The following is a 13,789-nucleotide window of genomic DNA, read 5'->3' as shown; positions in this document are numbered from 1 at the left end:
ACGTTTGCAGCGGAGTACGAAATGGACGATCCCTACGACCTTCAACGCTTCCTCGATGCACAGGACCCGGTCTACGCCCAGGTATGCGATGAACTGAAGCATGGACGTAAGCGAAGCCACTGGATGTGGTTCGTGTTTCCTCAAATCGAGGGGCTCGGCACCAGCGCGATGGCTCAGCGATTCGCGCTTTCGTCGCTGGCCGAAGCGCAAGCGTACCTGCGCCACCCGATACTTGGCGCACGGCTGCGCGAAACCACGCAACTGGTCAACCTCGTCAGCGACCGCTCCATCGAAGAAATTTTCGGCTATCCGGATCACCTCAAGTTTCGCTCGTCGGTGACCCTGTTCGCGCGCGCCACGAACGACAACGATGTATTTGTCGAAGCTTTGCGCAAATATTTCGGCGGCGAGGCCGATCCGCGAACCCTCCAACTGCTCTAGCCATTTTGGTAGCGGGCCTGCGCACGTGGGGCGCGGCGGACTGCGCAATTCCGTTCTCGGGGAAGTGTGGCGTCACTGCCGGCCCGCACCGGCTGCACGGGACCGGTAAAGCAGCAGATGATCGGTCGCGGATTCGGACAGCCAGACCTCGCCTGGACGGCCCATCATCTGACGCACGTTCGCGTGGTCACGCGGCAATGGGAAGACGTCGAACCGCTCAGTACGCGGATCGAAGCGCACTAGCGCATTAGCGCTCCATTCACTGAGCCAGACGATGTCCTGGTCGTCGACGAATATTGCGTACGCGTGCGCACCGTTGCCGGGCAGCCGCCATTCGCGCCATTGATGCGTCGCGGGATCGAATACGCCGACTTTGCCGGCGTTCCACTCGCTGATCCAGACGCGCCCGCTGGAATCGGCCCAGACGCGGCGCGCGCCCTGATTCGCCGTTGGCGGCTCGATGATCTGTGCCGCGCCCGTCGTCCGGTCGATGCGACCGAGGTAGCTTCCCGCCAGCGAAGCGAAATACAGATCCCCAGTGCGCGTCACGCAGATACCGTAGGGCCCCGCGCCGCGTGGAGCATCGAAAACGCGCATGCGTGCGCTTTGCGGATCGAGCTCCCCGTAGACACCACTTTGCCCGGTAAACCACAGATGCCCCTGATTATCGAACACGGCGGTATTCAGATTGGCGTCTGACCGGTCCGTGGGCAGCGGAAAACGCGTGACGGCGAGCGTCTTCGGATCGATGCGCACGATTGCATTCTGGCCGCCGTCAGTGACCCACGCCGCACCATCGGGACCGACGATCACGCCATGTGGCGCCGATCCGGTGCCGAGCGCGATCGTGTCGATTTTGCCGCTGCGCGGGTCCAGCCGCCCGAGCGCTCCCCGCGCCTGCGCGGTGTACCACACGGTGCCGTCATGCGCCGGTGCGACGTCATGCGGTGCGCTGCCGGCCGGCACGACGAAGCTTTCGAACGACGATGGCCGCTGTGCTTGCGCCTGCGCGAGGCCAAGGTTGCCCGTGCTCATCGCGCAAGCGCTGGCGCAGATCGTCAAGGCAATCACAAACCGGGCGGTCGATCGCGGGGTACAGTTCGTGAGAGGAATCAGCATCTGCGGTCTCCGTCGCTGTCTGTGTCAGCTAACGTATCACGAATACCACTTGCCGAACTCAACCCGACACTTCAGTGCCCGGCAGCGCTCTCGACATTGAGCGCGCCTTGCCGGATGGCGGCGAACACATCGTCCGCTCGCCGCTGCACCGTGGCGGCATCGGCGAGATGATCGGCCAGCCGCGGACGCGTGAGAAACAGCGAGCCCGCCTCACCAAGTTCGTAGGGATCGAGGTCGCGCATCGGTCCCGTGACCGAACCATAGTTGATGATCGGGCCGCGCACGCGTGCGGCGCGAAAGCTATCGCGCAAGGTAGTCTTGCCGACCGCATCGAACACCACATCGACGCCCCTCCCGTGGGTCCACTCGCGAATCCGATCAGCGAACGCGCAGTTTTCATAGAGCATCACGTGATCCGCGCCGCGCGCTCGCGCGCTAGCAGCCTTTTGCGGCGTACTCGTCGTCGCGAACGCTTCCGCGCCGCGACGTCTCGCAAGCTGCACGAGCAACTGTCCGATGCCTGCTGAGGCCGCATGCACGAGACAGGTCATGCCCGCTTCGAGCTTCGCCACGTCTTCGATCAGATAGTGCGCCGTCGAACCCTGAAAGATCGACGCAGCCGCAATGTCGTAGCGGATATCGTCCGGCAGGCGCGCGAGCCGCGCGGCGGGCACGATCGCAAAGTCGGCGTATGCGCCCCACGATATCAGCACCTCGCCGGAACCCGGCTTCGGTATGTCGAGCTCGACACGGCGCAGCACCTCGGGACCGCCGTATTCATGAACCTGGATCGCTCGCATAAACCCGTCTCCGCTGGTTTCGCTCAGTCGTGGCGGTCCGGTTGTCGATTCACACACCGTCGAATGCTCGTCGGCACAACTGCGTAAATCAACACGAGGAGACCCGCCGGACGGACGATCAGCGGCGACCCCGCAAGGTCGGGCACTAAATTCAGCCCTGCCAATAGAGGGTTTACCCTGGCAAACCTCACTGAAAGCTATTTGAAATGAACGTGACGTTCGTTAGAATGGGTCCTGTGCTGAGACGAATCCGAAAGAGTCCATCAGCGCCTCGCTGTACCGGAGGCAACCGCAGTCGGCTGACAACCTCACCTCACTTAGAAGGCAGTCGTCATTATTCAGTAGACCTCAATTGAACGGAGAGTAAATCATGAGCCGCCTTACCAACCGAATCGCCACAACGCTCGTCGTGCTCGGCCTGATGACTTCGGGCGCAGCTATCGCGCAGCAGCCAACCACGACGGCGCCCCCGGTCGCAGAGGTTGCTACCGTACCGGCGACTACCCACAATGACCCTATCGTTCAGAAGCGAAACGAGATTCGCGAGGCCAACCGCGAACAACGCGCCCGGACCGCGGAAGCCAGAAAGGCATTCAGGGCCGAAGCTCGCGATGCCCGCCAAGAACGCAACCAGGCGGCGAGCGAGTCCCGCGACCGCGCACGCGCGGCCTTGGCTGAATCGGCACAACCTGGCACGACTCAGGCCGGCGCGGCGCATACCACCCAATGAGTCATAAACGCTACGGGGTTTGTTCAGGAAGAGCGGGGGCCGGTCCTCAGCGGAGAAAAATCCAATCGAAGATGATCAGTCGGCACCCGGCCCTTCCTAGCAGCGGAGCCCTCGCATGTGCGAGCGGCTCCGCAATTTTTCATATGGCAGTTTTTAGCAACTTCTCCGTAGCAAGCCGGCCGGCCACCTCACTCAAAACCTGATCTGTGCAACGCAGTCAACGAGGTTTGCAGCCTGTTGCCTCGAGCTCTCCGCCGCCGAAGCCCTTTCGTCGACGCGCGCTACGTTTTGCTGCGTTGTTTCGTCCATCTGATTGACCGTTTCACCGACTTGCCCGACGCCGACGCTCTGCGGCGCACCAGCGTTGCTGATTTCCGCGACGAGAACACTCACTCGGTGAATCGCCTCCACGACCTGCGAGTCAGCGATTTCGTTGCAAGGTCAGCACATGCGGGAGCAAACCGCACCAGGGTAAATACAGATTCGATCGCTCGAAAAGCTTTATAAAATGAGCAACGTTAGCAAGGAGCAATAATGCTTGCTATAGATTAATCGACGATATCCGCAGAACCGGAGACGCCATGCAGATCGACTACCAAACGATGCGCTTCGACTATGAGCGAGCCGCCGACCACGATGCCGGCGCCCCGCTCACCTATCCGGTCGTCGTGATCGGCGCTGGCCCGGTCGGGTTGTCCGCGGCCATCGATCTGGCCCAGCAGGGCGTTCACACCGTGCTGCTCGACAACGACGACACGCTGTCGAGCGGTTCGCGCGCAATCTGTTTTGCGAAGCGCACGCTGGAAATTTTCGACCGTCTCGGCTGCGGCAAGCAGATGGTCGACAAAGGCGTGAGCTGGAACGTCGGCAAAGTGTTCCTGCAGGACGAGCTGATCTATACCTTCAACCTGCTGCCCGAAACAGGCCACGCGCGACCTGCGTTCATCAACCTGCAGCAGTACTACGTCGAAGGCTATCTGGCAGACCAGGCGAAGCAGACCGCGAATCTGCAAATGCGCTGGAAGAGCAATGTGATCGGAGTGACGCAGCAAGACGACCATGTCGAGTTGCAGGTCGAAACGCCCGACGGCATTTATCCGATGCGCGCGCAATACGTGGTCGCCGCCGACGGCGCACGCAGCGCGGTGCGCAAGGCACTCGGTCTCGACAGCCACGGTCGAACCTTCAAAGACCGCTTCCTGATCGCGGATGTGAAAATGAAGGCGCCATTTCCGACCGAACGCTGGTTCTGGTTCGATCCGCCCTTCCATCGCAATCAATCGGTACTGCTGCACAGGCAACCCGACAACGTCTGGCGCATCGATTTCCAGCTCGGCTGGGACGCCGATCAGGTCGCGGAAAAACAGCCTGAAAAAGTGATTCCGCGCGTCAAAGCGCTGCTCGGCGACGATGCCGAGTTCGAGCTCGAATGGGTCAGCGTCTACACGTTTTCGTGTTTGCGGATGGACAGCTTCCGGCATGGCCGCGTGCTGTTCGCGGGAGATTCGGCGCACGGTGTCTCGCCGTTCGGCGCGCGCGGCGCGAATAGCGGCGTGCAGGATGCCGACAATCTCGCCTGGAAGCTGCGGCTCGTCGTCAACGGCGACGCGCCGCCGGCGCTGCTCGATACTTATGCATCGGAGCGCGAATACGCGGCGGACGAAAACATCCTGAACTCATCGCGCGCCACCGACTTCATCACGCCGAAAAGCGCGGTGTCGCGTATGTTCCGCGATGCGACGCTCAAGCTCGCGAAAGAGTGTCCGTTCGCGCGGTGCATCGTCAACAGCGGCCGTCTGTCGGTGCCGGCGATTCTGCGCGACTCGCCGCTGAACACACCCGACGCCGACGTGTTCACCTGTGGGATGGTGCCCGGTGCGGCAAGCACCGACGCGCCCGTCAAGGTGGCTGGCGAAAGCGCCTGGTTCCTGAATCAGACCGGACATGGCGGCTTCACGGGTGTGCACTTCTGCGGCCAGGGAGACGACCTGACGAAATGCGCCGAACAGCTTCGCGCGCTCGCAGGTCTCGCGGTGCCGGTCCACTCGTTGATCGTCGTGCCGCGCGGCGCGCCCGTGACCGCTTTGCCGGACATGCCTCACGTCACGGTGATCGAAGATGTAGAAGGCATCGTCACGCATCGCTTCGATGCGCGGCCCGGCACATTCTATCTGCTGCGTCCGGACCAGCACGTCTGCGCGCGCTGGCGCGCTCTCGACACCGCATCGGTCACCAAGGCCGTGGATCGCGCAACCTGCAACGGATAACCATCATGACCAAGCTGAACATCGAAACGAACATGGCCGATCCCGATGCGTTCTATGAAAAACTCATCGACGCGCACAACGGACTGACCGACGAGCAAAGCCACTTCATGAACGCGAAGCTCGTGCTGCTGCTCGCCAACCACATCGGCGATGCCGACGTGCTGCTCGAAGCGCTCGCGCTGGCGCGCGCGGATTGAACCAGGTTCAGCGCCCAATCCAGCCGAACCGCCACGACAGCCGTCGTGTCGTGGCGAGCAGCCTCTGCGCGGTCGCGCCGCCCAGGCTGAAGTCAGAGCCGCCCGACGGACCGATCACCGCGACCACCAGACTGACGCTGCCTGTGTGATCGAACACGGGCGCGGCCAACGCGCCGATGCCCGGCACCGGCGCATCGAGTGCGTCATCGATACCGTCGTTGCGCACTTTCGCGCGCCGTGCCAGATAGGTCGGGACCAATGACGGCGCGCCCTTTTTCGACGACACGAACACCTCCGCGGCCGGCGCGCCAGCAAGTCTGATCGATTCCTGCGACAACAGCCCGGCCAATACGTCGTCCGCGAGATGCGCGGCGAACACGCGCCCTATCGCCGTGTTGACGAGCGACATCACGGTGCCCACGCGCAGGCTCACGTGTTGCGGTCGCGCCGATTCCTCGAAGCGGATAACGGTAGGCCCCAAAGGTCCAAGAATCGCCACTGCGACGCTCATGCCGGACTCCGCCGCGAGCGTGACGATCTCCGGTTCGGCATCGCGAATCGGCGACATGCGCTGCAACGCGATCAGGCCGAGCTCCATGCCGAGCGGTCCCGCGCTGAAAAGACCCGCGTCGTCGCGGCTCAGCAAGCCCACCTTGAGCAGACTCACCAGATGCGGAAACGCCTTGGCGGCGGCCATATCGGCGGCGGCGGCCAGATCGCGCAGCGACAGCGGGCGGCCGGCGGCAACGAGTGCCAGCAGGAGATCACCGGTGTTGTCGAGCGCGCTGATGCCGCGCTGAGCTTTCGTATCGCCGAGTGGGGGCGTGTTCGCGTCGGACGCGTCCGGGGTTTCGATCTGCATGATTCTCAGGTGGGTGTGACCAGCGCTTCGGTGATGCGTCGGGAAGTGTCGAGCAGCTGACGTGCGACCGCGCCATCCCACGCGACGTCGATCGAGCCCGACGAGCCGATCGCCGTCAACGCGAGTTGCATCCGTTGGTCGCCATCGAACACCGGCACGCTCAGACTGCTGATGCCAGGACTCGGCGCATCGATACCGCGCTCGATGCCGCGCGCGCGGATCTCATCGAAGCGCTTGCGCCATTCGGCGCTAGCCGACCCTTTGGCAGCGCGGCCGCGCGCCGGCGTCGGCTCCGCCGACTGCGCCTGGCTTCGCGCCATTTCCGCGACCTGCTCGGGTGCGCAAAACGCGCAGAAAACGCGGCCCGTCGATGTCGCTTCGAGCGACATCACCGTGCCGATGTGCAGATTGACATGCAGTGGCGCACCGCTGCGCTCGTACCGAACGATGGTCGGTCCCTGCACGCCCGCCACGCAGATCGCGACGCAAAGACCGATCCGCTCCGCGAGCGCAGCCGCATGGGGCGCCGCGATGCGATAGACGGGCTGCTGTTCGATATGCATGAGGCCAAGCCGCAACGATAGCGGCCCCGGCTCGTAGTTTCCGGTTAGCGCGTCGCGCTTGACGAGACCGAGGCGCGTCAGGCTCACCAGATACGTATGCGCCTGCGCCGACGACAACTGCGCCTCGCCGGCCAGTTCGGTCAGCCCGAGCGGCTCGCGCTGTCGCGCCAGCGCCTGCAGCAGCCGTCCGCCGACCTCGACGCTTTGAATGCCCCGCTGTTTCTTTTCGCTTGTCGTTTCAGCCATCGTGTTGTCCGACCTTGCCTCGAAGGAGATTCGGCCCGTTCGGTGTCGCCCGTGGAAGGCCTAGATGGTATCCGATCGGACCGTGCCGACCAACCAACGGAGTTTACCCTAGCTTAGTTAATGACAAGCTATCTTGTCATTGACAAATATCCGTGCGACGACGACTATTAGTCATCCCCCAACGAGTCGCGAGACGGAGACAGACATGGCGAAGGTTTTCGCATCCCAGGCCGACCTGGAAGAAAAGAAGATCACGTGGACCCAATTGTCGGAAAACGCGTATGCGTACACGGCCGAGGGCGACCCTAACTCGGGCGTGATCGTCGGCGACGACGGCGTGCTGATCGTCGACACCACCGCCACGCCGGCCATGGCGCAAGACCTGATCGCGAAGATCCGCAGCGTCACCGACAAGCCGATTAAATACGTCGTGCTGTCGCACTATCATGCGGTGCGCGTGCTGGGCGCGTCGGCGTACTTCAAGGAAGGCGCGCAGCAGGTGATCGCCAGCCGCGGCACTTACGAAATGATCGTCGAGCGCGGCGAAGCCGATATGAAGTCGGAGATCGAACGCTTCCCGCGCCTTTTTGCAGGCGTCGAAACGGTGCCCGGCCTGACGTGGCCGACGCTGGTGTTCGAAAAGGAAATGACGCTCTTTCTCGGCAAGCTCGAAGTGCGCATCGCACATCTCGGCTCGGGCCACACGAAGGGCGACACGATCGTCTGGCTGCCATCGCAGAAGGTGTTGTTCTCCGGCGACCTGGTCGAGTACGACGCGGCCTGTTACTGCGGCGACGCGCAACTCGAACAATGGCCGGCGACGCTCGAAGCATTGCGCGCGCTGAATGCGGAGAAGCTGGTGCCGGGCCGCGGCCCCGCGCTGCTGTCGCCGGCGGAAGTGAACAAGGGCCTCGACTACACGAAAGACTTCGTGACCACGCTATTGCAGGCGGGCCGTGACGCATTCAGGGACAAGCTCGATCTGAAAGGTGCGATGGCGCTCACGCGCAAGGCGATGGACCCGAAGTTCGGCAATGTCTTCATCTATGAGCATTGCCTGCCGTTCGACGTGTCGCGAGCCTACGACGAAGCGAGCGGCATCAGCCATCCGCGCATCTGGACCGCGCAGCGCGACAAGGAAATGTGGGACGCGCTGCAGAGCTGATCGCCCCACGCACTCCGGGAAAGACCGTCCGGTCTTTCCTTTTCCCCGTTCAAACCATGAAGGCGCGCTAGACGCCTCGGGCGCGCTCGTCTTCGCACAGGCGCGCTCCGCACCTGGAGCGAGACATGCAGCATTCCCTCGATGGCAACGCCATTGGCCACGCCGCGTCCGTCGCGAGCGACGATTCGATGTTCAGAAAGGTCGCGTGGCGCATCGTGCCGTTTCTGTTTCTTTGCTACGTCGTGTCGTTTCTGGACCGGATCAACATCGGCTTCGCGCAATTGCAGATGAAGCATGATCTCGGCTTCAGCGACGCGATGTATGGACTCGGCGCAGCCGTGTTCTATGTCGGCTATGTTTTGTGCGAGGTGCCGAGCAACATCCTGTTGGCCAAATACGGTGCGCGTAAGACCTTCATGCGGATCATGCTGCTGTGGGGCATCGCGTCGATGTGCATGATGTTCGTGTCGAAGCCCGCGCACTTTTACGTTCTGCGCTTCATGCTGGGCGTGTTCGAGGCGGGCTTTTTCCCGGGCATCGTGCTGTATCTGACGTACTGGTTTCCGGCCAGCCGGCGCGCCGCCGTAATCTCGGTGTTTTTCGCGGGCGTGGCGGTCGCGGGCGTGCTCGGGGGACTTTTCTCCGGCTGGATCATGCGCGACATGGGCGGCGTGCTGAAGCTGTTCGGATGGCAGTGGATGTTTGCGATCGAAGGCGCACCGGCTGTGATTCTCGGATTGCTGTCGTGGCGCTATCTGGTCGACAAGCCTCACGGCGCGAGTTGGCTCACGCAGGCAGAAAAGGACCGGCTCGTCGTGCTTTGCGCGCAAGGTCAGGCGAAAGACAGTGGGCATCACGGTCGCAGCTTCGCTGCGGCGTTGCTCAATCCGCGCGTCTATTTGTTCGCGTTCATCTATTTTTCGCTGACCTGTGCATCGCTGACACTCAACTTCTGGATGCCGTTGATGATTCGTGATTTCGGCGTCCAGGATGTGGTCGCGGTGAGTCTTTATACGGTGGTGCCGAATGCGATCGGCGCGGTGGGTCTGATTCTGATTGCGCGCCGGTCGGATCGGACCGGGGAACGGCGCAGGCATTTTGCTTTCTGCACGGTGGGCGGGGGGCTCGCGCTTGCGGCGCTTACGCTGCACCTGAGCAGCTTTGCTGCGATGCTGGCGATTTTGTCGCTGGCTGCCGTGTTGATTTTCGCGGCGCTGCCGATCTTCTGGGCGGTTCCTACCAGCTATCTATCTGGCAAAGCGGCTGCGTCTGGCATTGCGTTCATTAGCAGCATTGGCATCACCAGCGGCATCGTCAGCCCGTGGGTGATCGGGCAGATACGTACGATGACGGGGAGTATGGATGTCGCCATCTATCTGCTTGCGGGTCTGCTTGTGGTTAGCGGGGTTGCGTTGATGGTTGATGTTAAAGCCGAGGCGGGGCGGCGTTAAAATGCTCGCCCAGCGGTAGTCATACTGCACCGTTCGACCTACCGCGCTGATCCTCTTGACGATGCGGCCATCGATGTCCTGGTACGTGCGCTCGCGATTACCCAGCGCATACCAACGACTTCGACACGGCGGGTTGCGCGAGACCGCATTTCCGCTGCTGCGTGCTCAGATGCCCGTTCGCATCCTTCAGGCCCACGAGGTTGCCCGTCAGATCGTAGTAGTACGTGGCGAGCGGGGGCATCTCAATCTGCGCCCCGTTCTCCAGGTAACCATCACAGTCGACGCGCGCTTGGGAGTGAGAAAACCCATCGTGTCATACGACGGATTTCAGACTCACATCCCAGCTTTGTTCCTGCGCGATGATACTTCGGCCTTCATCGACGGCTGGTACGGGACTACTGCTGCCGCTTTAGATCTGGCCGCTGAACATCAGATTCCCGATCGGAAATGAACCACCATTGCCAGGGATGTAGATGCCGCCGTTCTGAAGCCATTGCCCGGATGACGAGTATTCCGACTTTCCGATCGCATGGCCGGTCGCGTCGTACTGAGTTGACCAGTAGCTGCCGTCATTGTTATAGCTGTACTTGTAGAACCCCGTCAGATTCCCAAGTGCATTGAACGAGTCAAATTCTGTTTCCTGCAAGGCCGAGTTAAACAGATACGCATCGTAACTATTGTCGGCGTGGAACTGATAGACGGTGCGGCCTCCGTCAGCGTTGAAATTGATCTGCTGCGTGATGTGACCGGACGAATCCCACTGGAAGTCCTGGTACAGTCTCCCACTGGAATCGTACTTTGCGAGCTCCTGTTGCATTCCGTTCGCGCCATATAGCGTCGCCGTTTCCGAATTGTCGCCGTTGATCATATGGACAATGATGTTGCCGTTGCTCAGGAAGTCATTTTCCTGCGTCAGATGGCCGTTCGTGAAAAACCGGTCCTGCGTCTTGGAGCCGTTGGCGGCGAACGTCGCGTACTCGGTGAGCTGGCCATTGGGGCCGAACAGGGAGACATTCTGCGTGCCGTCCACATGGAACTCATACTTGGTGGTGTTGCCACCCTCGACGAAGTCGTAACGCGTGGTCTCCGTCGCGTTCGTGAAATACCGGTCCTGTGTCTTGAAGCCGTTGGCGGCGAACGTCGCGTACTCGGTGAGCTGGCCGTTCGGGCCGAACAGGGAGACATTCTGCGTGCCGTCCACATGGAACTCGTACTTGGTGGTGTTGCCACCCTCCACGAAGTCGTAACGCGTGGTCTCCATCGCGTTCGTGAAATACCGGTCCTGTGTCTTGAAGCCGTTGGCCGCGAACGTTGCGTATTCGGTGAGCTGGCCGTTCGGGCCGAACAGCGAGACATTCTGTGAGCCGTCCACATGGAACTCATACTTGGTGGTGTTGCCACCCTCCACGAAGTCGTAACGCGTGGTCTCCGTCGCGTTCGTGAAATACCGGTCCTGTGTCTTGAAGCCGTTAGCGGCGAACGTCGCGTATTCGGTCAGCTGGCCATTCGGGCCGAATAGGGAGACATTCTGCGTGCCGTCCACATGGAACTCATACTTGGTGGTGTTGCCACCCTCCACGAAGTCGTAACGCGTGGTCTCCGTCCCGTTCGTGAAAAACAGGTCCCGCGTCTTGAAGCCGTTGGCGGCGAACACCGCGTATTCGGTGAGTTGGCCGTTTTGATCAAAAACCCCCGCAACCCGAGTGCCGTCCACATGAAATTCATACTCGACGTAGCTATGATCAGGGCGGAAGTCGTACTGCTGCGTCTTTTGGCCGTTGGTGTAGAAGATGTCCTGAATCAGGAATCCACTCGCATCGTACGCGGCATACTCGGAGATGATCCCATTCGGCCCAAACAACGCCAAACTCTGTGAGCCATCGAGATTGAAGTCATGCTGAAGGATGCTGCCATCCAGCTCAAAGTCATATTGCCGGCTTGTCGATCCATCGGAGCGGAAAATGTACGCAGTCGTCTTGTTCCCGCTTACGTCAAAGAATGTATTCGAGATCGCTGTTCCCGTGGCGTCATACACCATCGCACTCTGTGTCTTGTCGGCGTTGATCGTATGGATGACGGACGTGAGATCGTTGGAATAGTCGCTCTGCTGCGTCAGTTGCCCATTGACGAGGATTCTTTCCGAGACTCCGCTGCCGGTGACGGTCACCTGCGAGGTCAGGGAGCCGTGCATGTCATACACCGATGTCTGCACATTGCCGGACTGATCCGTCACGGTGACCTGTACACCCTGAGTCGTCACGATGACCTGCTTTCCGTCCCCGGAAATGATGGCACCACCATGATTGGACACGATCGAGACCTCATCGACCTGGGAGCCGAAGAAAACTTCAAGCGCGACTTTCAGCGCATACTGGTTTGCCGCCTGTTGCTCTGCCGTTCCATCCGAAACGCCCGCCACCGGAAGATCGGGAAATACAGTCTTTGCAATCGCTTCCGACGTAGCATTTTTGAACTCCTGCTGATTGCTGATATCGCCGAAATTGATGTCATAGTGCACCAGATCGCCGGTCACGCTATCCAGGAGTAGCTTGAGCGCCGTGCCGACAGCCGCGCCAACAGTGGCCGGAGCTTCGATTCGCATTGCCCAGTTGGCGATCTCTTCTACCTTATCGAAATTACCGGCCTGCACGTACGCGATATTCGCCTTCGTCACCGCCTCGAAAAGCGAGAAGGCCGCCTTGGCGTCGCCAACGACGCTTCCATCCGATTGCAGGATTTGCTGCCAGAGTGCCTCGCGGTCGACGTCGTTCAATAGTGCAAATGGTGTATTTAGAGTCCATACGTCATCGCTAAGGCCGTGTTTCTCGAACACCCGGTTGTGGATATCCCAAGCCTGATCGGAGTTCACATCCTGTGTTGCCAATCCATTTCCCGAATCCTTTGCCTGGCTGATCAGAGCATCCACATATGCAGCGGCCAACTCAAATTTAATTGATGCTAGTTCCGCACTGTTGACCGGGTGGCCCGTCTGGGATCCAGAGAGACCGAGGAATTCTATTGCGGTGGAACCACTTACAGTATTGTCAAGGTTCACACCCTGAGCAAGACCTGCGTAGCTATAGCCTTGAAATTTAAGGTAGTTATAGACGCCCGTGACATCCCCAGATTTGAGCTGGGCGTCGAGGCTACTAAGCGTGGCGAGGGAGATTGCGTTTGGCATGAAGAAAGTTTCCTGTTTTTAGTTTTGTTTGAATGAAATAACAATCCGGGTCAGATTTTTCTGGATATCCCCCCAATATTTAAGATTACTTTTTGCATAAACGGCGTCAACGAGAACCCCAAGCTCCGGAACCAGGAAAGTTTGATGGCAATAATTTGCCCCCCCGGCCCCTGTTCCACAGACGATGAACGTCGTGGATCGGTTCGGGTCATAAAAAATCTCGACGTGACGAATGCTGACTATTGAATAATCAGGACCGACAATTCTTTCGTTGACGAGGCCATGAACCAACATCGGCTCTTTATTGAAATGAGAGTCGCGTTCAAATTGCTGCTCAAGCTTGCCCTCCATATGCCCTGTAATATAAAAATCCGAAAACCACTTTCCGGCATCTTTCCAGACCCCCTGGATCGGATGTATGTCCACCTGAGTCCATTCATTCCTCTTGGCATCGTGGCCTTTCCGGCCATTCCAACTGTCACGGTTTGAATCATTCAGCGGCGCGAAGTCCGGCAGATGCAACATGATCGAGAAAGAACGGATCGGTACATCCGGCCCCGGGGCATGGCGCTTCGGCGGTCGCGCCCAGATATCGTCGCCCTCGTACTCCACTCCAAAGAACTTGTATTCGGCCGGAATCACCATTCGCACGCCATGGATGGTGCCCATACCGGGCATTGGTGGCTTTGCCGGTTCTACTCTGGAACATCCAGCCGTGCCCAAGCTGAATGCGACGAGAAACGTAATCAGTGTCTTGCTCATAACTT

The 13,789-nt window shown here is 60.2% G+C and carries 13 protein-coding genes; 6 read left to right on the top strand and 7 right to left on the bottom strand.

The features are described 5' to 3' along the window. Positions 1-21 precede the first annotated feature (21 nt). Positions 22-441 (top strand): DUF1810 domain-containing protein, encoded by a 420-nt coding sequence (locus AB3X96_RS32180; protein WP_176111825.1) that lies wholly within the window; start codon positions 22-24, stop codon positions 439-441. A gap of 72 nt (positions 442-513) precedes the next feature. Here AB3X96_RS32180 and AB3X96_RS32175 read toward each other — a convergent pair whose 3' ends face one another. Then, entirely contained in the window at positions 514-1,476 is a 963-nt protein-coding gene (locus tag AB3X96_RS32175) for a lyase (RefSeq protein ID WP_368592902.1), read from the bottom strand. Between the two features lie 155 nt (positions 1,477-1,631). After that, the gene (locus tag AB3X96_RS32170) at positions 1,632-2,360 is read right to left on the bottom strand and encodes a zinc-binding dehydrogenase (protein ID WP_368592821.1); all 729 of its coding nucleotides are present in this window, start codon (positions 2,358-2,360) and stop codon (positions 1,632-1,634) included. A 370-nt stretch (positions 2,361-2,730) separates the two neighbouring features. On the opposite strand from AB3X96_RS32170, the gene AB3X96_RS32165 reads away from it, so the two are divergent. The 3 genes from AB3X96_RS32165 to AB3X96_RS32155 all read left to right on the top strand — a co-directional run bounded on the left by AB3X96_RS32165 (position 2,731) and on the right by AB3X96_RS32155 (position 5,554). Continuing rightward, a complete protein-coding gene (locus AB3X96_RS32165) occupies positions 2,731-3,090 on the top strand; it encodes a hypothetical protein (RefSeq protein ID WP_176111823.1) in 360 nt (119 codons plus the stop codon). 581 nt (positions 3,091-3,671) lie between these two features. Next, complete coding sequence (locus AB3X96_RS32160) at positions 3,672-5,357, top strand: FAD-dependent oxidoreductase (RefSeq protein WP_368592820.1); 1,686 nt, start codon at positions 3,672-3,674, stop codon at positions 5,355-5,357. 5 nt (positions 5,358-5,362) lie between these two features. Further along, positions 5,363-5,554: a DUF2783 domain-containing protein gene (locus AB3X96_RS32155; RefSeq protein WP_013094246.1), complete on the top strand. Its 192-nt coding sequence runs from the start codon at positions 5,363-5,365 to the stop codon at positions 5,552-5,554. 7 nt (positions 5,555-5,561) lie between these two features. Here the strand turns inward: AB3X96_RS32155 and AB3X96_RS32150 are convergent, their stop codons facing one another. Together AB3X96_RS32150 and AB3X96_RS32145 are read right to left on the bottom strand one after the other, a co-directional pair. Continuing rightward, positions 5,562-6,416, bottom strand: a complete 855-nt coding sequence (locus AB3X96_RS32150; RefSeq protein ID WP_368592819.1) for an IclR family transcriptional regulator — start codon at positions 6,414-6,416, stop codon at positions 5,562-5,564. Between the two features lie 5 nt (positions 6,417-6,421). Beyond that, the gene (locus AB3X96_RS32145; protein ID WP_368592818.1) at positions 6,422-7,225 is read right to left on the bottom strand and encodes an IclR family transcriptional regulator; all 804 of its coding nucleotides are present in this window, start codon (positions 7,223-7,225) and stop codon (positions 6,422-6,424) included. Between the two features lie 205 nt (positions 7,226-7,430). Here AB3X96_RS32145 and AB3X96_RS32140 point away from each other — a divergent pair, with 205 nt between their 5' ends. Continuing rightward, positions 7,431-8,390: an MBL fold metallo-hydrolase gene (locus AB3X96_RS32140; protein WP_368592817.1), complete on the top strand. Its 960-nt coding sequence runs from the start codon at positions 7,431-7,433 to the stop codon at positions 8,388-8,390. A gap of 125 nt (positions 8,391-8,515) precedes the next feature. Continuing rightward, a complete protein-coding gene (locus tag AB3X96_RS32135) occupies positions 8,516-9,841 on the top strand; it encodes an MFS transporter (protein ID WP_368592816.1) in 1,326 nt (441 codons plus the stop codon). Positions 9,842-9,938: 97 nt separating this feature from the next. Here AB3X96_RS32135 and AB3X96_RS32130 read toward each other — a convergent pair whose 3' ends face one another. The 3 genes from AB3X96_RS32130 to AB3X96_RS32120 form a co-directional block, all read right to left on the bottom strand. Next, positions 9,939-10,082 carry a hypothetical protein gene (locus tag AB3X96_RS32130; protein ID WP_368592815.1) on the bottom strand — a complete coding sequence of 48 codons (144 nt, stop codon included), beginning with the start codon at positions 10,080-10,082 and terminating at the stop codon, positions 9,939-9,941. 168 nt (positions 10,083-10,250) lie between these two features. Next, entirely contained in the window at positions 10,251-13,022 is a 2,772-nt protein-coding gene (locus AB3X96_RS32125) for a hypothetical protein (protein WP_368592814.1), read from the bottom strand. An 18-nt stretch (positions 13,023-13,040) separates the two neighbouring features. After that, positions 13,041-13,784, bottom strand: a complete 744-nt coding sequence (locus tag AB3X96_RS32120) for a hypothetical protein (protein WP_368592813.1) — start codon at positions 13,782-13,784, stop codon at positions 13,041-13,043. Between the last annotated feature and the right edge of the window lie 5 nt (positions 13,785-13,789).

It is taken from the genome of Paraburkholderia sp. BR13439 (assembly GCF_040948805.1).
Taxonomy (GTDB): domain Bacteria; phylum Pseudomonadota; class Gammaproteobacteria; order Burkholderiales; family Burkholderiaceae; genus Paraburkholderia; species Paraburkholderia youngii.
The sequence above is the reverse complement of the archived record's forward strand: the minus strand, read 5'-3'. Positions and strand labels throughout refer to the sequence as shown.